This is a genomic window from Metallococcus carri, from assembly GCF_011440275.1.
In the GTDB taxonomy this organism is placed as follows: domain Bacteria; phylum Actinomycetota; class Actinomycetes; order Actinomycetales; family Dermatophilaceae; genus Metallococcus; species Metallococcus carri.
In genome coordinates this window covers 115,746-133,038 of the sequence record NZ_JAAOIV010000007.1, presented here as the reverse complement: position 1 = coordinate 133,038, position 17,293 = coordinate 115,746, and the positions used below count along the sequence as shown (strand labels likewise).

Sequence of the window (17,293 nt, the reverse complement as noted above, 5' to 3'; positions counted from 1 at the left end):
CCCCTCATTTGAGCAGGCGGGACATCCGGCGGTCGGCGAGGGGTTTGCCGCCGGTCTGGCAGGTCGCGCAGTACTGCATCGACCGGTCGGCGAAGGACACCTCGCGCACCACATCGCCGCACACCGGGCATTTCTCGCCGGTGCGGCCATGCACTCGCATGCCGGACCGCTTGGCGTCCTTCAGGTCCTTGGCCGGCTTGCCGCGGGACGCCTCCACCGCCGAGGTGAGCACCGACTGGAGGGCGGCATACAGCACGTCGACCTCCTCGGTCGACAAGGAACCGGCGATCGCATAGGGCGACAACTTCGCCGCGTGCAGGATCTCGTCCGAATACGCATTGCCGACGCCCGCGATCAGCGACTGGTCGCGCAGCACGCCCTTGATCTGCGAGCGCCGCCCCTCCAGGATCGCCGCGAAATCCGCGCGCGACAGCCCCAGCGGCTCCGGCCCCAGCGACGCGAGCCCCGGCACCTCCTCGGGGGAATTCACCAGGTATGCCGCGAGCCTCTTCTGGGTGCCGGCTTCGGTGAGGTCGAAGCCGGAATCGTCGGAGAAGCGGACCCGCAGCGCGATCGGCGATTTGCCCGGCCGCAGCATGGTGGTCGGCGCCTGCTCGGACCAGCGCAGCCAGCCGGCTCGCGCCAGATGGAAGATCAGGTGGATGCCGTCGACGTCGAGGTCGATGAACTTGCCGCGCCGTTGCACATCGGTGACGAAGAGCCCGGAGAGCGCGGTGGGTGCCGGCGAATAGGTCTTGAGCACCGAGATCGAGCCGAGCTCCACGCCGGTGACCGCCAGCCCGACCACGCGGGAGCGCAGGAAATCCGCGAGCGCCTCGACCTCTGGCAGTTCAGGCATGGGCGGCCGCCCTCTCCGTGCGGTGAACCAGTCGATGCAGCGTATAACCGTCCGGTCCCTTGAAGACGGGCGCGCGATCGTCCGCCCGCGACATCGGGGAGCCGTGCGAGAGCAACTGCTGGGCGACGGTCAGCTCGCGGATCGCGATGAGGTCGATCGACTCGGGGTGGTCGCGCGCGAACTCGGTGTAGAGCTCGGGGTCGTGCTGACCGTCGTCACCGACCAGCCGCCACCGGATCTGCGGGAACTCGCGCGCCAGCCGGCGCAGTTCACGCCGTTTGTGCTCGGGGCCGCTGCGGAAGAAGGAGGTCTCGGTCGCGCCCCAGTCGGTGAGCAGCAGTGGGCCGAGCGGGAAGGAATACCGCCGGAAGAACCGGCTGAGCGTCGGCCAGGTGTTCCACGCGCCGGTGGACAGATAGACGATCGGCGCGCCCGGGTGGTGCGCCAGCCAGGAGCGATACATCGCCGCCATGCCGGGCACCACCCGCCGCGCGGCCTCCTGCCGCACGAAGGTGTTCCAGGCGGCGATGAGCGGGCGCGGCAGCGACGTGATCAGACAGGTGTCGTCGATATCGCTGATGATCCCGAAGGTCACCTCCGGTCCGATGATCTGCACCGAGGCGTATGCCGTGACCTCGCCCGCACAGACCTCGGCCGGGTGCCAACCCGGCTCCAGCCCATGCCCGCTCAAGGACACGTCGACGTAGCCGCCCCGGTCGCTCGTGGTCTCGATCGTCGCCGCGCCGAGCCGGACGGTCACCGGCACCTCGGTCAGCGGTGCGGCTAGGAAGCCACGGAACCCGCGCTGGGTGCTGTCCACCTCGAGGATCGGAGCCGTGCCGGGTTGGCCGTCCCGCGCGAGCACCACCCGAGCCAGCACGCGGGCGAAGCCCGCGCCGCCATACCCGGTGAACGGCATCAGCCGGGTCTGCCAGCCGCGCCGGCCGAGCACGTCGGCGAGGGCGCCGTTGAACGCGTCCTCGGCCCTGGCTGCCGGGTGTTTCGCGGCCATGCCGTCAGCGTATGGCCTGCCACCGACGGCACGGCGCACGGTGGCGGCGGGTCAGCCCTCGTCGCCGACGGTGACGGCCTGCGCTTCGGCGATCGAGCCGTGTGCGGGCGCCTCCTCGTCGTCGATGTGCGCGAGCGACCGCTGCGACGCGGCGAGGATGGCCAGGCCGATGACGACCGCGCCCGCACCCATCCAGAAGGGCAGGTGCACATTGCGCTCGCCGAGCTTGCCCGCGAGGTATGGCGCGACGGCTCCGCCGCCGAACCGCACGAAGCTGTAGGCCGCCGACGCCACCCCCCGGTCCACCGGGGCCGCCTTCATCACGACCTCGGTGATCAGCGTGTTGTTGATGCCGAGGAAGAGACCGGCGATGACCACGCCGCCACCGAGGACCAGCTTGGAGGAGGTGCCGAGCGCCATCGCGGCGAGCACGAGTGCGAAGCCGGTGAGCGCCGCGCACGCCGTCGGCACCGTGCCGAACCGGCGCTGCAAGGCCGGGGCGACGAACACCGAGGACACCGCGAGCAGCAGACCCCAGCCGAAGAAGATCAGACCGACACCGGTCGTCGACATCTCCAGCGGGAACGGCGTGAACGCCAGCAGCGTGAAGAAGCCGAAGTTGTAGAACATCGCGGTCAGCGCGACGCGCAGCAAGGCGCCGTGCCGAAGGGCCCGGAAGGGCGCCACGATCGAGGTCGGCGTCTTGGACGGCGGCGTGCTCGGCAGCAGGACCAGCGTGGCCAGCAGGCCGATCGCCATCAGCACCGCGACGCCGAAGAACGGGCCGCGCCACGAGATCGAGCCGAGCGCGCCACCGAGCAGCGGGCCGGCGGCAATGCCGACACCCAACGCCGCTTCGTAAAGGATGATCGCCTGGGCGACCGAGCCCCGCGCCGACTGCACGATCGCGGCGAGCGCCGTCGCGACGAAGAGCGCGTTGCCGAGCCCCCACACCGCCCGCCAGCCGACGATGCCGCCGATCGAGTCCTGCATCCCGGCCACGGCCGAGCCGACGATGATGATGCCGAGGCCGATGATCAGGGTCTTCTTCGCGCCGATCCGGCTGGACACCCAGCCGGTGATGAGCATCGCGACACCCATGACCGCCATATAGCTGGTGAACAGCAGCGAGGTCTGGCTCGGGGTCGCGCCGAGCTTGTCGGCGATCGGCTTCAGGATCGGGTCGACCAGGCCGATGCCCATGAACGCGATCACGCACGCGAACGCCACGGCCCAGACGGATTTCGGTTGACGCCACACGGCTTTCACGTCCTCCTTGTTTTTCTCGTATGCCGGCTCTTTGTGCCGGGCTTCTCTTCTCGTATGCCGGGGTCGCGCGGTGCGCGCCTCGGCGGGGTATCTGTCAGTCGGTCTCGCGCGCCTCGCGGCCGCGCCGCAGGAGGTCGTCGGTGAGGGCGACCATGCGGGACATCGCCTCGCGGTCGGCGGGGTCGAGCTCGTCGAGCACCGGGCCGAAGACCGCGGCGCGAGCGCGGCGTGCGTCCTCGAGCGCGGCGGCGCCGGCCGGGGTCAGCGCGACCAGGCTGGCGCGGGCGTCGGTGTCGTCGGCGGTGCGCCGCAGCAGGCCGGCAGCCTCCAGGCGCTGCACCTGGGTGGTCATCGTCGGCTGGCTGCAGTGGTCGGCCGCAGCGAGTTCACCGATGCGGGCGGTCCCGAATTCCTCCACCAGGCTGAGCAACCGGGCTTGGGCATGCGGCACCGGCAGGTCGGCGTGCTTGTTCACCCACCGGTTGAGGCGGGCGACGGCACTGAGGAACCGGATGCCGAGGTCATCATCGGAGCGCGTCACGCCTTCCAGTGTCGCATAGATAAGCTATGCACCCAAATCGGGCACCCGCCCACCAAAAGTCTCCAGAATGGCGACTTCCAGCGCCCCGGCCGCCCATCGCCCCACCAAAAGTCGCCATCATGTCGAGTTCCTCAGCCCTGACGAGCGACGGAGATCGGCCCCGGCATACGAACTCGACACAATGTCAAGTTCCTCGGCCCGAGACGGGCGCGGAACCGGTCAGAGCCAGGAGACGTGGCTGCGCAACAGGACGTAGCCGACGAACGCCACAACATCCAGCAGCGTGTGCGCAATGACGAACGGCATCACCCGCCGCACCCGCAGGTAGACCAGCCCGAAGAGCAGCCCCATCAGCACATTCCCGACGAACCCGCCGAACCCCTGATACAGGTGATAGCTCCCGCGGATCACCGCTGAGGTGATGAGCACGATCGGCAGCCGCCACCTCGCCTGCGTCCACCGGGTGAACAGGTAGCCGAGCATGACCACCTCTTCCAGCACGGCGTTCTGCGCCGCCGCGAGGATGAGCACCGGGATCGACCACCAGTGGTCACCCAACCCGGACGCGGCGACCGTCGTGTTCAGACCGAGGGCGCGCGCGGCGGCATACAGCAACAGACCGGGTATGCCGACGACCGCGGTGAGGATCGTTCCGAGCGCCAGATCCGGTCCCGGCTTGGTGAGGTCGAAGCCGAGATAGCTTGTGGCAGAACGCAATTCACGTGCAAGCAGGTGTATGGCGAGCAGCGCGGGCACGACCCCGAAGCCGATGCCAACCAACTGATAGAGCAGGTCCAGCCAGCCCGCCTGCGCCTGGCTGGGGTTGAGCGTCGAGGTCTGCTTGTTGAGCGCGACATGGGTCGAGAGCATCCGCAGGATCGCGAGGATGGAGTAGACCGCGCTGGCGCCGAGACCGACGGCGAGCACCAGCGCGGTTTCCTGCAGCAGGGTGCGACGCGACAACCGGGTGCGCGGCACCGGCATCGGTCCGCGCAGCATCCCCCGGAGCGCGGTGATCACCGCCGGTCGTCACCCTTCGTCGAGGTCGAGGTTGCCGCATAGGGCGTGAGCGGCACGTCGGCCGGCGTGCCGTACGGACGCAACTCGACATCCGGCCGCACCGCCTTGGCCACGGGAGCAGCCGCCTTAGGTGCGGGCGCCGCCGCCTTAGGTGCGGGCGTCGACGGCTTCGCGGGTGGTGCGGGTGCATGGGTAGCTGCCGAGCGAACCGGTGTCGTCGCAGGCTCGGGCGTCGGCGCAGGCTTGGGCGCTGAGCCTGTGGGCGTCGTTGTTGGCTTCCGAAGCGAAGCGGCCGCGCGCACCAGCCGGCCGCGTGGGCTGGACTCAGCCCGCCCCGGAGCGTGGCCCGACTCCGCACGCGCCGCGGTTTCCTGCTTCGCCGGCTCGGCGCCCTGCGTCACCGGAGGCGTGGCAGGCTTCTTCGCCGGCGGCACGGCGGCGTCCTTGGCCGACGCAGCCGGCTCCCTCACCGCCTTCTCCGCCGGAGGCGCAGCCGGCTCCTTCACCGACGCGCCGCCCTTCGTGGACGCAGCCGGCTCCTTCACCGACGCGCCGCCCTTCCTGACCGGCACCACGGGCGTGACAGGGGCCGGGCGCGCGACGGGCGCCGTAGCTGCCTCGGCCGGCCGAACGGCAGACTCCTCGGCCGGCGCAACAGCAGACTCCTCGGCTGACGCGGCCGGCTCCGTGACCCGCGCAGCTGCAGCCGCAGCTCGCGCCGCAACCCGGCGCTCGTCATACGGCCGAAGTTCGACATCCTCGACGTCCGCCGCGACCGGCCGGCGCTCCCGCTCCTGCGCCGCGCACTGTTCCTTCTCCTCGGCCTGCCGCCGGCGCATGTCCTTGCGTTCGGCGACCAGCGCTGCGCGCGCCGCCGATCCGCCGATCCGGCCGCGCGCGATCGCGACAAAGGTGAGCAGGAAGCCGAGCGCCAGACTCACCAGCACCCACGGCCATACCTGGGCGAAGAGCCACGTCATGCCACGCTCTCCTTCGCCCTCGCCGGCCGAGCCGGCCCGTCCTCGCCGTCGCCGTCATCGAGATCATCGTCGGTCTCGTCCAGCGGCCGGTAATACCCGCGCTCGTCGAAGTCCTTCTCGTGCGGCCAGAGCATGACGCCGAGCAGCCACGCCGCGAGCGCGCCGATCGCGAATCCGATGGCACACCAGATGATCGTCTGCAGCATCAACCAGGTCATGGCGTCACCCGCTTGACCACGACGGTCCGCACCCCGGGGATCGCCGACACCGCCTGCTCGGCCTTGTCGCCGTCGGCGTCGGCGGGCACCGACACGGTCACGTCGCGCCCGTCGGTGCGGACCTTGGCCCCGTCGATGCCGCTGCCGGCGATCGCGGTCTGGGCGCGCTGGGTGATCGTCCGCTCCATCTGGGCGGCATTGGCCTGCGCACCGGCGAACCCCAACACCACCGGCACCGCGACAGCCAGCGCCCACCACCACGGCGCGGGATTGCGGCGCACCCGCCCGGTGTGTGGCGAGCCGGTCAGCGCGGTGGCTCCGACCCGTGATGAGGTGGCCGGTGGGTCACCGGCGCGGTGGGCGTCGCTCGCGTCATTCACAGCGCGCTCCTTTGTGGGCAGGGTCTGCGGGCGAACCTATCGTGCCTGCCTAGGCTGCGTTCCGTGCGCGTTTTGTTCCGTCACCCCAAGATCTGGACCGGTATGACGACCGTGTCCGGCCTGCTCGTCGACGACGGGCTGATCGTTGCCGCGGGTGCCGCGGCCGACCTCGAGGCACCCGGGGTGCGGGTGCACGACCTGCCCGGCGAGCTCGTCATACCGGGGTTGCACGACGCGCACATCCACACCGCGGCGTTCGCGCGCGACCTGGCCGGGGTCAACCTGCGCGGGGTGCGATCGGTGCAGGAGGCCCAGGACGTGCTGCGGCTGCACCAGACCGGACTCACCGACGCCGAATGGGTGCTCGGTGGGTTCTGGGACAGCAACCGCTGGGAGGTGCCGGTCCAGCCCGGGCGCGCCGACCTCGACGCGGTCACCGGCGACCGGCCCGCGGTGCTGTGGAGCGTCGACTGCCACACCCTCTGGGTCAACTCCGCCGCGTTGCGCGCGGCCGGCATCACGGGGGCGACCGACGATCCACCCGGCGGCGAGATCGTGCGGGATGCTCACGGCCAGCCCACCGGCATACTGCGTGAAAACGCCTGTGCGGCAATCGAATCCGTGATCCCGTCGGACGCGGACACGCTCGCCGACAAGCTGCGGGTGGCGCAGGATTCGCTGCTGCGGCTCGGCCTGACGAGCATCACCGACATCGACGGCGAGGACGCGCTCGAGGCCTTCCGGCAGCTGTATGACGCCCGCGGCCTGGCCGTGCGTGTCACCAAGGCGGTGCGCCAGCCGGCGCTCGACCTCGCGATCGCGCAGGGGCGGCGCACCGGCGACGGTGACGACCGGTTGCGGACCGGGCCGGTGAAACTGTTCAGCGACGGTGCGCTCGGGTCACACACCTCGCACATGAGCTCACCGTTCGCGGGCGAGGGCGACAACTGCGGGCTGGCGACGCTGTCACCCGAGGAGCTCTACGACCTCACCCGGCGCGCGGTCGACGCGGGGTTGTCGGTGGCCACGCACGCGATCGGAGACGCGGCCGCGGCGGCGGTGCTCGATGCCTACGAGCGAGTGCTGGCCGAGACCGGCACCTCGCTGCGGTTGCGGATCGAGCACGCCCAGCACCTGCGCCCGGCCGATATCCCGCGAATGGCCCGGCTCGGAGTCGTCGCCTCGATGCAGCCGACGCATTGCACGAGCGATCTGGACCTCGTGGACTGGCTGCTCGCCGGGCACGACATCGTGTCCTATGGCTGGCGCACGGTGCTCGACGCCGGGGTGCCGCTCGCCTTCGGCTCCGACGCCCCCGTGGAGTCGCCCAACCCCTTCCTGGCTTTGCACGCGGCGGTGACCCGGCAGCGGGCCGACGGCATACCGCCGGGCGGGTGGCAGCCGCACGAACGGGTGACGCTCGCCGAGGCTCTCTCGGCGCACACTCTCGGGGCTGCGTATGCCGCGGGCGACGAGGCGCGCAAGGGCACGCTCGAACCGGGCAAGCTGGCCGACTTCATCGCCGTCGACACCGACCTGTTCGCTGTGGCCGAGACCGACCCGGTCGCGATTGCGCAGGCCACGGTGCAGGAAACGATCATCGGTGGCGAGTCCGTCTTCACCGCCTAACCGCAACGAAGCCCCGCCGGTTGAGCACCGTCCCCCTCGATGGTTGAGCGTCGTCCTGAGCAGCGCGACGAAGGAGCGCGTGTCGAAGGGCAAGCGGGGGAGCGAAGCGGAGGAGCGCGTCGAAACCCACATACCCGGTGGTTGAGCGTCGTCCTGAGCAGCGCGACGAAGGAGCCCGCGTCGAAACCCACATACCCGGTGGTTGAGCACCGCTCCGCTCGATGGTTGAGCAAGCGGGGGAGCGAAGCGGAGGAGCGCGTCGAAACCAGGAGCCCGCGTCGAAACCACGTGCAGCACAACGCATTTCGAGCGGACGAACCGGGCGACGCAACCCGCCTGCGCGAAACGCCTCAGTCCTGAATGCGCGGAAACGGTCGTGCAGCCTCGACCTGCAGCGCCACCTCGAGCAGCAACCGTTCGGCGCCGTGGGTCGCCGACAGCATCGCCCCGAAGGGCACCCCGTCGGCGTTCTGGCCGGCCGGCAGTGAGATCGCCGGTCCACCAGACGCATTGGCCAGCGGAGTGAACCCACAGAGGTCGAGCAGCCGTTGAAAGTGCACCGCGGGGTCGACATCCGCGCCGAGGAAACCAAGCTGCGGCGTCGCCTGCGTCAGCACCGGCGTGAGGACCAGATCCGGGCCGCGCCGGAAGGCCAACCGTGAGGCGGCCGAGGAGGCGAGCAGTCGCGGCAGGAAGACCGGCGCCTTCGCTAGTGTCCGCAACCCATCGGAGGCGAGATAGTCGGTGAGCGGTTCGAGCTTGCTGCGGTCGAAACCCTCGCCGAACATCTGCCGGCCCATCCGCGATCCGAGCAGTGCCAACAACCGCCAATAGGACGCGAAGTCGTCGGCGAAGAACTCCGGCACCGGGGCGGCATACGGCTCGACGGTGTGACCGAGCGACTCAAGCAGGCGGCCGAAGTCCTCGACACCGGCACGCACGACTGGGTCGGTCGGCGGCGCGGCCGGCGAGTCGAGCATCAGCCCGACGCGCAGGCGACGCTGGGTCGGGCGGTCCACCAGGCCGATCGGGGGCAGCGTGCGATTGCGGTAGCTGCGTTCGGCGTCGGCGAAGAAGCCGGCGACATCGCGCACCGATCGGGCGAGCACGGAATTGCTGACGATGCGCACCGGCATCGTGCGGTCCGCTTCGGGGGTGCGCAGCCGGCCGCGAGTGGGTTTGAGTCCCACCAGCCCGCACGCGGACGCCGGGATGCGGATCGAGCCGCCGCCGTCATTGCCGTGCGCGATCGGCACGACGCCGGCGGCGACATAGGCCGCCGATCCGCCCGAGCTGCCGCCCGACGAATAACCGGTGTGCCACGGGTTGTGCGTGTCGCCGCGCAACGTTTCGGTGCTCGCGGTCCAGCCGAACTCCGGCATCGTGGTGGTGCCGATCGGGATCAACCCGGTGCCGAGGAACTGCTGCACCAGCGCGTCGTCCTTCGCGACCGGGGTGGTCGGGAAGGCCGCCGAGCCCTCGGTCATCGCCAGGCCCGCGACGTGCACATTGTCCTTCAACGCCGACGGCACCCCGCTGAACGCTCCGGGCCGCGGTTCGCTCGCACGGCGGCGGGCCCGGTCGAAGTCGTCGCGCACCAGGCCGTGCAGCTCGCCTTCGACCGCGGCGCTGCGGGCGATGGCGGCACCGACGGCTTCGGCCGCGCTGATGCTTCCATCGCGGATGGCCGCGGCAACGCCGGTCGCGTCGAGGTCGCCGAGCGCGTCGTCGGTGAAGGCGTGCACCCGCCGCCCGGCGGCCCGTGTGGCCTCGGACTGCGCGGGCTGGCCGGCGGACGTCGCCTCGGAGCGCGTGTGCTGACCCGCGGACGTGGTGGCCTCGGACTGCGCGGGCTCGGTCGAGTTGGTCATGCGTTCAACTTAGAGGGTCGGTATGCCGCCCGCCCACCTTCCGCCGAAACGTCACTTAAAACTCGCGAAACGTCACCAAAAACTCGCGAAACGTCACTTATGCATCGCGAGACGTCACGCCGGCATCGACGGTGACGCTTCGCGAGGAACTAGTGACGCTTCGCGAGGAACTAGTGACGCTTGGCGAGGAACTGGTGACGTTTCGCGGAGATCTAGTGACGTTTCGCGATGCATTACTGACGTTTCGCGAGGAACTAGTGACGTTTCGCGAGGAACTAGTGACGTTTCGCGATGCATTACTGACGCTTCGCGGTTAGGCGGTGGCGCCGGCGGCGTCGCGACGTTCGGCCCGCGCCACCACCTGCAGCAGCGCACGCGAACCCGCGGCATACGCCGGGACATGCTCGAGCCGGTCGGCCTCGACCGCCCGCACCACCCACGACAACACCGGCCGGGGCGCCCACTGCACAAATTCCTCCAGCTCGGCGACCGGCCGAGACACCACCCACTTGCAGAAGCGGGCGTTGGGCACGAACCCGCGCGACCCCGCAATCAGCAGCACGTCGCTCATCGACCGCACCGCCACCGCGTTGAGGCGCGCTTCGACGGTGGGTTCGCTCGCGCAGGCGTGCGCGTCGACCAGGTAGAGGTGCTCGATCTCGTCGGCTCCACCCGCGCGCAGCGCAGCATCCATCGACAGTTCATGCGTGCCAGTCACCCGTATGTCGTCCAGCGCGACCACCCGTCGGCCATCCAGTCGCACACCCGGCCCCAGATGCATCGCCGTCTCCGACACCGCGAGCGCGCGTTGCGCCGGCGTCATCCCCGCGTAATCACCCGGGCTGACGTTGTCGCGATGCACGCGCACCGGAGTCACCGACAGGTCCGGGCGCGCCCGCCGCAGCGCTCCGATGAAGGGCAGCACCATCGACTGCGCGGCCGGCGGCACCTGGCCATAACCGGACGAGGTCACGATCAGCTCCGCGCCGCTCGGCAGGTGCTCGCGCTCGGCATACCGCCGGGCCAACTCGCGCGCGAACCGCACCGAGGCGCGACCATCGCCGTATTTGAACCGGCTGTATGCCGCCGCCGGCACCGGTCCGTCGACCGGCAGGCCTTGCGCTCCAAACTCCAATCGGCACAACGCAATTCGCTCAGACATGGGCCACCTCCGGCGCGCCGAGAGCTTCCCGCAAGGTGGCCACCCCGGTGGGATAACCGGCCACGAAATCAGGGCCGGTCGCGAGCGCCCCGGCATACATCTGCTCGACGAGCGCGCGCGGCACGGCGGCGACGAAGGCCGGCAGCGATGCCGACGCCAGCGCCCGCTTGAGGAAGCGGATCGTGAGGCGGAAGTCGCCCCGCTGCACCACCGGCACCAGGTCGAGGATCGATGCGACGGCGGCGTGGTTGAGTGCGGATTCGACGTGCGGCGAGGCGGCCAACTCAGGCGTGCAGACCGCGACATAGGCGGTCACCACCCGGGCCGGGGCCGAGTCGGCGAGCGCCCGCAGGATCGTCGCCTCGGCCATGCCGGTCACCCGCACGTCGTCGATGAGCACGACCTGGGCGCCGTCGACGGGTTCGGACAGGGCGAATCCGATGCGCGACAGCTCAGCCGCGCGATCGGCCTGGCTGGCGGTGGCGTAATCGGTGTGGGTCACCGAGTCCTTGTGCACCTGCACGATCCGGCCCGGCGCGTTGCCGTGGCCGAAGCGGGCGTCATCGAGCCGGGCCAGCACCCGCTCCGCGAGCACATGACAACTCGGCGGCACGGCCAGCCAGGCCACCGGGAGCACCAGCGGCGCCGAGTCGGTCACCAGCGACGGCACCGCGGCGATCAGGCGCGCCGCCAGCCGCGCCGCGAACACGTCGGCGGCCCGCACGTCACCGTGCTTCATCCACGAGTAGGTGGCGACCTCGAAGGGCCCGCCCTCGGCATCGCGCACGGCATCGACCGCACCGGTCAGCCGCGCGGTCGTGACCTCGATCGGCTCCATCGTTCTCCCCTCACAACAGCTGCCGCAGCGCGGCGGCCGTCCCTTCCCCGTCCGGCGCTACCAGCAGGGCCCGCAGGCCCGCCGCGGTGGCACCGTCGACGTCGGCGACCGGGTTGTCACCGAGGTGTATGACGAATCGTGCCCCCTCACAGGTTTCGTCCAGGTTTCGTGCCATCTCGATGGTGCACGCGAAGATCTGCGGTGCGGGTTTGGCCCAGCCGGTCTCGTTGGAGAACACCTCGCCGAGCCCCGCCGGAAATCCGGCGAGCGCCAGCAACTCGCGCATCAGCGAGCCGGGCAGCATCCCGGTGTTGCTGGTGAGGACGACCGCCTTGGCGGCCGCCGCAGCAGCGACGAGTCCCGGCAAGTCGGGGTGCAGCGGGCGCGGATGATGGGTGCGCGCGAGGTCCGCCTGCGCCGCCATCAGGTCGTCGACCTGCTCCGGTATGACGGCCCCCGCGCCGAGCCGTGCCAGCGCCAGGTCGAGACGCTCGGTGAAGCCGACATCGCGGCCTCTCGTCATACAGATCTCGTCGGCGTCGCGATCGGCGGCCCGCAAGGTGGCGTCGAAACGGTCGGCGGCCACCGACGGCGCCAGCGCGCGCCGCAACATCTCGTTGCGCGCCGGCTTGAAGGCCGGGTCCGACCCGACCAGGGTCCCCCAGATGTCGAGGCTGATGCCCCGCACCGGCTGCGCGCTCTCCGGCTGTCCGCCCTCCGGCGCGAGCGCCGGACGACGGACGGTGTCGCTCATACCGCCTGCAGTGCCAACGGGGCCAGATCGTGGGCGGTGCGGCCGTTGCCGGGCTGGCCGATCGCGGTGAAGGTCCAGCCGTTGCCCGAGCGCGACACCTTGGCCATCACCAGCGCGGTGTGCGTGCCGGAGCCGGTGAGCTGGAAGCGGGCGAGCTCCTGGTCGCGGTTGGCCGAGTCGACGACGCGCACGAAGGCGTTCTCGATCTCGCTGAAGTTGTCACCGCTGTAGGAGTTGACGACGAAGACGATGTGCTCGACCGAGGGAGCGACCACCGGCAGGTCAACGATGATCGACTCGTCGTCGCCCTCGCCGGCTCCGGTCAGGTTGTCGCCGGTGTGGTTGATCGCGCCGTCGCGCGAGCGCAGGTTGCCGTAGTAGATCGTGTCCAGCACCTGGCCGCCGCCGATGACGAGCGCCGAGGCGTCCAGGTCGATGTCGCGCTGCACCTGCTTGGTGCCGCCGAACATGCCCTTCTTGGTGACGACCTTGACGTCCCAGCCCAGGCCCATGCGGACCCGCGTGAGCGCGCCGCCGTCGGCCTTGGCGAGGTTGACGGACTGACCCTTGGAAAGGTTGACGGACATGGCGGATCCTCCTGATGAGTGGGACTACGGGACCTTGGCGGGCTCAGCCGCCTGGGACTGTTCGAGGGCGGCCTCGCGCCGGTTCGCGCGGATCGAGGTGAGCCAGGCGGCCAGGATGAAGGAGATGCCGACGCCACCGATGACGACCTCACCGAGGTGGAACTTGATCGACAGCACCAGCATCACTGCGAGCGCACCGATCGCCCAGTGCGCGCCGTGCTCGAGGTACTTGTATTCGGCGAGCGTGCCGTTCTTGACCAGGTAGATGGTCATCGACCGCACCGCGAGGGCACCGACACCCAGGCCCATCATGATGATCAGCGGGTCGGGCGTGACCGCGAAGGCACCGATGACACCGTCGAAGCTGAAGGTCGCATCGAGCACCTCCAGGAAGATGAACATCGAGAAGGCCGCCTTGCCGGCGAGCAGCGCGGTGTGCCCGTGGCTGGCCCGGTCGGCCTCCTCGAACTCGCGATCCTTCTCCGCCTCGCGCGCTTCCATCAGCGAGGACAGCCCGTTGACCGCCAGATAGAGCACGATGCCGAGGACGCCGGAGAAGAGCACGTTGGAGCGCTCCGGCACGTTGTCGACCAGGGTCTCGGAGGCGACCAGCAAGAAGGTGCCGGCGACGATCACCGAGAGCATGTCGAGCTTGCCGAGCTTTTGCAGGGGGTTCTCGATCGGCTTCAGCCAGGTGATCTCACGCTCGGAGTCGAAGATGAAGTCGAGGAAGAGCAGCAGCAGGAACATGCCACCGAAGGCGGCGATCGACGGGTGCGCTGCGTTGAGGATGTAGCCGTAGGTCCCCGGTGTCTCGACGTCACCCTTCTCCAGGGCGAGCCGCAGCGCCTCCATCGGTGAGATCGAGCCGGACAGACAGACGATCACGAAGGGGAAGACCAGCCGCATACCGAAGACGGCGACCAGCACACCGACGGTGAGGAAGATCTTCTGCCAGAAGTCGTTGAGCCGGACCAGATATTTGGCGTTGACCGCGGCGTTGTCGAAGGAGAAGACGATCTCCACGATGATCAGGACGGTGGTCAGCCAGACGGCCGCGAGACCGCCATACAGGAAGGCAACGACGAGAACGATCGCGCCGATGACGAAGTCGAGCCAGAAGTGACGGAGGGTCTGCATCGAGAACTTTCGTGACGGGGGACGGAGCGCCGGCGAGCGCTAGGGGCGCGCCCGCCGGCGGACGTATGACGGGTGCTCAGCCCACCTGCAGGCCGAAGTCGGTGATGACGCCGGCCAGGCCCGAGGAGTAGCCCTGCGCGATCGCGCGGAACTTCCACTCGCCGCCGTTGCGGTAGAGCTCACCGAAGATCAACGCGGTCTCGGTCGACGCGTCCTCGCCGAGGTCGAAGCGGACGCCCTTCTCGGTGTTGGTCGGGTCGTCGGCGTCGAACACGCGGATGTAGGCGTCGGAGACCTGACCGAAGTTCTGGCCACGCTGGTCGGCCTGGTCGATCGAGGCGATGAACGCGATCTTGGCGACATCCGGCGAGACCTGCGCCAGGTTGATCAGGATCTGCTCGTCGTCACCTTCACCCTCACCGGTGCGGTTGTCACCCTGGTGGGTGACCGAGCCGTTGTCGGCGCTGAGGTTGTTGTAGAAGACGAAGTCGGCGTCGCTGCGGACCTTGCCGTTCTCGCCGCACAGCAGCGCGGACGCGTCGAGGTCGAACGCCGCGCCGTCGGTGGTGCGCGGGTTCCAGCCGAGACCGACGACCGCGTTGAGCATGCCCGGTGCGGCCTTGGCCAGCGAGACGTTGCCGCCCTTGGAGAGGCTGACTGCCATGGTGGGTTCCTTTCGATGGCGAGGTTGCTGCCGTCAGATCAACGGCGTGAAGGGATCACGCCAGGAGATCGCGTCATATCCATAGACGCTTGCGACCTGCTGCAATGTTCCCGAAAACGGGTCGTGTTCGGCGCGCAGCACCAGTCTGCCCTCCACGAGGTATGCCGTGAGCAGGGCCTTGGCGCCATACGTCGAGTTGGAGTCAAGCGGGATTTCCAGGCGCGCGCCGCCATACAGCCCGACCGTGAGGGTGCCGCCGGGCATCATCCGCCCGGGCGTGCGCACCAGCGCGATCACGAAGAATCGCTCCAGCTCGGTGACGAACCGCAGGTTGACCGAGAGCGAGCGTTCGGTCGCGCGGAAGATCGGCCGCCGCGGGTCGGGGCCCTGCGGGTGCGTCGTCGGTATGACGGCCCACTCGCGCTGGTCGCGCGTCTCGAAGAAACAGGCGAGTTGCAGTTGTGGCCCGGCCGAGGTCTGCGGGGTGAACTCCAGCCCACCCGCGATCGATTGAGTGCGGGTGAGCGCGACGACCGGGTCGTCGAGGGTGAGGATGCGACGCTCCGCGCCCGCGATGCCCGGCAGCCCGAGGTCATGCCCCTCCAGCTTCGTATGCCGCGAGCTCGTCCCGCCCGCCCCCGACAGATTCAACTCGCCGCTCGAGCGCAACTCCACCTCGTTGGTTGAGCGAGGAGCCGACGAAGGAGGCTCCGAGTCGAAACCCCCCGACCCCAGGTCCAACGGGTTCGACGACTCCCGCACCTCGCGGGCGCGCGGCATTTCCAACTCGTCGGTTGAGCGCTGTCCTGAGCTTGTCGAAGGGGGAGGAGCCGACGAAGGAGGCTCCGAGTCGAAACTCCCCGACCCCAGGTCCAACGGGTTTGACGAGGGTTGAGCAGCTGGTGTGGACGGTGCGACCGGTGGCTCCGGCTGAGCCCGGCCGGGTCGCGCGGCGCGCCCACTCAAGAAGTCCTGGACCGCCGAATTGCCCTGAGTTGCAGGTGGTTTCGAGGCGGGCCCTCGTTCCTCGGGCCCTTCCTCAACCAACGGAGGGGAGTGCTCAACCAGCGATGGGGAGTCAGGGGCTCGTTCCTCGCCCCTCCGCTCAACCAACGATGGTGGGCGGAGGGGACGGCGGCGCAGCCAGGGCAGGTCGGTGCGAGCACTCACAAGGTGATCCCGAAGTCACGGGCGACCCCGGCGAGGCCGCTGGAATAGCCCGCACCGAGCACCCGGAACTTCCAATCCCCCTGATGCCGGTACAGCTCACCCAGCGAGACCGCCGTCTCATTGTTCAGGCCCTGCGACAGATCGACCGTCGAGGTGATTGCCGCGCCATCGGCCAGGTTGAGCAGCCGCAGCGTGCACCGTCGCAACTGCCCAAGGGTGCGACGCCCGCCGGACCCTTCGCCGACATACAGGATGAAGACGATTCGCTCGATCTCCGGCGGGACGGCAGCGAGGTCGACCTCGACCTGTTCGGCGTCGTCGCCGCGCGTCTGCTCGAGGGCCGCCGTCGACAGGTCGGCCGACACCATCTGATTGAAATGCACGACGTGGTCATCGGACAGCGCCCGCTTGTCCGCCCCGCAAAGCACGGTGAGCATGGCGAGGTTGTCACCGAGAGCGCGCTCCGCCCCCGCATCGAACGACACTCCCACGATGACCCCGGTCAGGCCGGGGATCTCCTTGGTGAGGGCGACGTTGGCCCCCTTCGCCATCGGACTCACGCCCGCCACCCTAGTAGTCGCCTCGCGTGACCTGGGCCGCGAGCGAGGATGCCGCCTGCCCAGGTTTGCCGCACGGCCTCAGAGCGCCAGGTCGGAGCCGGAGAATTTCGTCTCCAGGAACCGGCCGTGCACCTCGAGGGCTTGCACGTCCCGCTCGGCCGAGGCCCGCGCGAGATCTTCGACCGACCGCCGCAGCGTGGCCAACTGCTCGACGAGGGCGTCCGTGGCGGCCGGCGCGCCACCGGGTCCTGCCGCGCGCACGGCCGCGACATACGTCCGGATCGAGCCCGGCAGGTAGTCGGTGAGCACGCCGTTGATCGCCACCCGCACCGAGATGTCGAGTCGCGCGGCCTCCGGCGAGCGCAACACCCGGCCGACCGTGTCGGTCACCGCGCGTGCGAGCACCACCCCGAGCGGCGGCAAATCCCCTGCGCTGCGGTTGATTTCGAGCACCAGCGCCTGGTTGGCCGCGACCAGCGAGGGCACATCGTCGGGCTGGCTACCGCGGGAGGCGGGAGCGGACGGCATACCGGAATGTCCGCGCAAGCCCTGCGCACGGGCGCGATCGGAGGTGACCGCACCGCGCGCCGCCTGACCGGTCGCCGGCTCGGGCTCGAAGAGCCGGGAGAGCAGCCCCAT

Annotated in this window: 19 protein-coding genes; 1 reads left to right on the top strand and 18 read right to left on the bottom strand. The window is 69.8% G+C overall.

The features are described from left to right. Nucleotides 1-4 precede the first annotated feature (4 nt). The 8 genes from G9U51_RS10805 to G9U51_RS10770 all read right to left on the bottom strand — a co-directional run bounded on the left by G9U51_RS10805 (nucleotide 5) and on the right by G9U51_RS10770 (nucleotide 6,279). On the bottom strand, nucleotides 5-859 hold the full coding sequence (locus G9U51_RS10805) for an Fpg/Nei family DNA glycosylase (protein ID WP_166196850.1): 855 nt from the start codon (nucleotides 857-859) through the stop codon (nucleotides 5-7). Then, nucleotides 852-1,871, bottom strand: a complete 1,020-nt coding sequence (locus G9U51_RS10800) for an App1 family protein (RefSeq protein WP_166196848.1) — start codon at nucleotides 1,869-1,871, stop codon at nucleotides 852-854. Before G9U51_RS10800 ends, G9U51_RS10805 begins: the two co-directional genes overlap by 8 nt. 51 nt (nucleotides 1,872-1,922) lie before the next feature. Continuing rightward, nucleotides 1,923-3,131: an MFS transporter gene (locus G9U51_RS10795; protein ID WP_166196984.1), complete on the bottom strand. Its 1,209-nt coding sequence runs from the start codon at nucleotides 3,129-3,131 to the stop codon at nucleotides 1,923-1,925. Nucleotides 3,132-3,234: 103 nt separating this feature from the next. Next, nucleotides 3,235-3,681, bottom strand: a complete 447-nt coding sequence (locus G9U51_RS10790) for a MarR family winged helix-turn-helix transcriptional regulator (protein ID WP_328823434.1) — start codon at nucleotides 3,679-3,681, stop codon at nucleotides 3,235-3,237. Nucleotides 3,682-3,900: 219 nt separating this feature from the next. Then, nucleotides 3,901-4,701, bottom strand: a complete 801-nt coding sequence (locus G9U51_RS10785) for a CPBP family intramembrane glutamic endopeptidase (RefSeq protein ID WP_328823433.1) — start codon at nucleotides 4,699-4,701, stop codon at nucleotides 3,901-3,903. Then, nucleotides 4,698-5,681, bottom strand: coding sequence for a hypothetical protein (locus G9U51_RS10780; RefSeq protein WP_166196846.1), 984 nt, complete (start codon nucleotides 5,679-5,681; stop codon nucleotides 4,698-4,700). The genes G9U51_RS10785 and G9U51_RS10780 overlap by 4 nt, the downstream gene beginning before the upstream one ends. Beyond that, complete coding sequence (locus tag G9U51_RS10775) at nucleotides 5,678-5,899, bottom strand: hypothetical protein (RefSeq protein ID WP_166196844.1); 222 nt, start codon at nucleotides 5,897-5,899, stop codon at nucleotides 5,678-5,680. Before G9U51_RS10775 ends, G9U51_RS10780 begins: the two co-directional genes overlap by 4 nt. Next, nucleotides 5,896-6,279, bottom strand: coding sequence for a hypothetical protein (locus tag G9U51_RS10770; RefSeq protein ID WP_166196842.1), 384 nt, complete (start codon nucleotides 6,277-6,279; stop codon nucleotides 5,896-5,898). The genes G9U51_RS10775 and G9U51_RS10770 overlap by 4 nt, the downstream gene beginning before the upstream one ends. A 63-nt stretch (nucleotides 6,280-6,342) precedes the next feature. Here G9U51_RS10770 and G9U51_RS10765 point away from each other — a divergent pair, with 63 nt between their 5' ends. Then, entirely contained in the window at nucleotides 6,343-7,908 is a 1,566-nt protein-coding gene (locus G9U51_RS10765; protein ID WP_328823432.1) for an amidohydrolase, read from the top strand. Between the two features lie 350 nt (nucleotides 7,909-8,258). On the opposite strand, the gene G9U51_RS10760 is transcribed toward G9U51_RS10765, so the two are convergent. The 10 genes from G9U51_RS10760 to G9U51_RS10715 all read right to left on the bottom strand — a co-directional run bounded on the left by G9U51_RS10760 (nucleotide 8,259) and on the right by G9U51_RS10715 (nucleotide 17,293). Continuing rightward, entirely contained in the window at nucleotides 8,259-9,779 is a 1,521-nt protein-coding gene (locus tag G9U51_RS10760) for an amidase (RefSeq protein WP_166196840.1), read from the bottom strand. A 313-nt stretch (nucleotides 9,780-10,092) separates the two neighbouring features. After that, a complete protein-coding gene (locus G9U51_RS10755; RefSeq protein WP_166196838.1) occupies nucleotides 10,093-10,941 on the bottom strand; it encodes a phosphoribosyltransferase family protein in 849 nt (282 codons plus the stop codon). After that, a complete protein-coding gene (locus G9U51_RS10750) occupies nucleotides 10,934-11,779 on the bottom strand; it encodes a phosphoribosyltransferase family protein (RefSeq protein WP_166196836.1) in 846 nt (281 codons plus the stop codon). The genes G9U51_RS10755 and G9U51_RS10750 overlap by 8 nt, the downstream gene beginning before the upstream one ends. 10 nt (nucleotides 11,780-11,789) lie before the next feature. Next, nucleotides 11,790-12,533: an HAD family hydrolase gene (locus G9U51_RS10745; RefSeq protein ID WP_166196834.1), complete on the bottom strand. Its 744-nt coding sequence runs from the start codon at nucleotides 12,531-12,533 to the stop codon at nucleotides 11,790-11,792. Further along, nucleotides 12,530-13,120, bottom strand: a complete 591-nt coding sequence (locus tag G9U51_RS10740; RefSeq protein WP_166196832.1) for a TerD family protein — start codon at nucleotides 13,118-13,120, stop codon at nucleotides 12,530-12,532. Before G9U51_RS10740 ends, G9U51_RS10745 begins: the two co-directional genes overlap by 4 nt. A 24-nt stretch (nucleotides 13,121-13,144) precedes the next feature. Beyond that, the gene (locus G9U51_RS10735; RefSeq protein ID WP_166196830.1) at nucleotides 13,145-14,260 is read right to left on the bottom strand and encodes a DUF475 domain-containing protein; all 1,116 of its coding nucleotides are present in this window, start codon (nucleotides 14,258-14,260) and stop codon (nucleotides 13,145-13,147) included. Nucleotides 14,261-14,336: 76 nt separating this feature from the next. Further along, nucleotides 14,337-14,924, bottom strand: a complete 588-nt coding sequence (locus G9U51_RS10730; protein ID WP_166196828.1) for a TerD family protein — start codon at nucleotides 14,922-14,924, stop codon at nucleotides 14,337-14,339. Nucleotides 14,925-14,957: 33 nt separating this feature from the next. Then, nucleotides 14,958-15,593, bottom strand: a complete 636-nt coding sequence (locus G9U51_RS10725; RefSeq protein ID WP_166196826.1) for a hypothetical protein — start codon at nucleotides 15,591-15,593, stop codon at nucleotides 14,958-14,960. A 497-nt stretch (nucleotides 15,594-16,090) separates the two neighbouring features. Further along, on the bottom strand, nucleotides 16,091-16,645 hold the full coding sequence (locus G9U51_RS10720; RefSeq protein ID WP_207948244.1) for a TerD family protein: 555 nt from the start codon (nucleotides 16,643-16,645) through the stop codon (nucleotides 16,091-16,093). 87 nt (nucleotides 16,646-16,732) lie between these two features. After that, nucleotides 16,733-17,293: a hypothetical protein gene (locus G9U51_RS10715; RefSeq protein WP_166196822.1), complete on the bottom strand. Its 561-nt coding sequence runs from the start codon at nucleotides 17,291-17,293 to the stop codon at nucleotides 16,733-16,735.

What these genes read in the sequence shown, in the direction of transcription:
- G9U51_RS10805 (WP_166196850.1), bottom strand. Translation starts at nt 859, where the DNA reads ATGCCTGAACTGCCAGAGGTCGAGGCGCTCGCGGATTTCCTGCGCTCC.
- G9U51_RS10800 (WP_166196848.1), bottom strand. Translation starts at nt 1,871, where the DNA reads ATGGCCGCGAAACACCCGGCAGCCAGGGCCGAGGACGCGTTCAACGGC.
- G9U51_RS10780 (WP_166196846.1), bottom strand. Translation starts at nt 5,681, where the DNA reads ATGACGTGGCTCTTCGCCCAGGTATGGCCGTGGGTGCTGGTGAGTCTG.
- G9U51_RS10775 (WP_166196844.1), bottom strand. Translation starts at nt 5,899, where the DNA reads ATGACCTGGTTGATGCTGCAGACGATCATCTGGTGTGCCATCGGATTC.
- G9U51_RS10760 (WP_166196840.1), bottom strand. Translation starts at nt 9,779, where the DNA reads ATGACCAACTCGACCGAGCCCGCGCAGTCCGAGGCCACCACGTCCGCG.
- G9U51_RS10755 (WP_166196838.1), bottom strand. Translation starts at nt 10,941, where the DNA reads ATGTCTGAGCGAATTGCGTTGTGCCGATTGGAGTTTGGAGCGCAAGGC.
- G9U51_RS10750 (WP_166196836.1), bottom strand. Translation starts at nt 11,779, where the DNA reads ATGGAGCCGATCGAGGTCACGACCGCGCGGCTGACCGGTGCGGTCGAT.
- G9U51_RS10745 (WP_166196834.1), bottom strand. Translation starts at nt 12,533, where the DNA reads ATGAGCGACACCGTCCGTCGTCCGGCGCTCGCGCCGGAGGGCGGACAG.
- G9U51_RS10740 (WP_166196832.1), bottom strand. Translation starts at nt 13,120, where the DNA reads ATGTCCGTCAACCTTTCCAAGGGTCAGTCCGTCAACCTCGCCAAGGCC.
- G9U51_RS10735 (WP_166196830.1), bottom strand. Translation starts at nt 14,260, where the DNA reads ATGCAGACCCTCCGTCACTTCTGGCTCGACTTCGTCATCGGCGCGATC.
- G9U51_RS10730 (WP_166196828.1), bottom strand. Translation starts at nt 14,924, where the DNA reads ATGGCAGTCAGCCTCTCCAAGGGCGGCAACGTCTCGCTGGCCAAGGCC.
- G9U51_RS10720 (WP_207948244.1), bottom strand. Translation starts at nt 16,645, where the DNA reads ATGGCGAAGGGGGCCAACGTCGCCCTCACCAAGGAGATCCCCGGCCTG.
- G9U51_RS10715 (WP_166196822.1), bottom strand. Translation starts at nt 17,293, where the DNA reads ATGGGGCTGCTCTCCCGGCTCTTCGAGCCCGAGCCGGCGACCGGTCAG.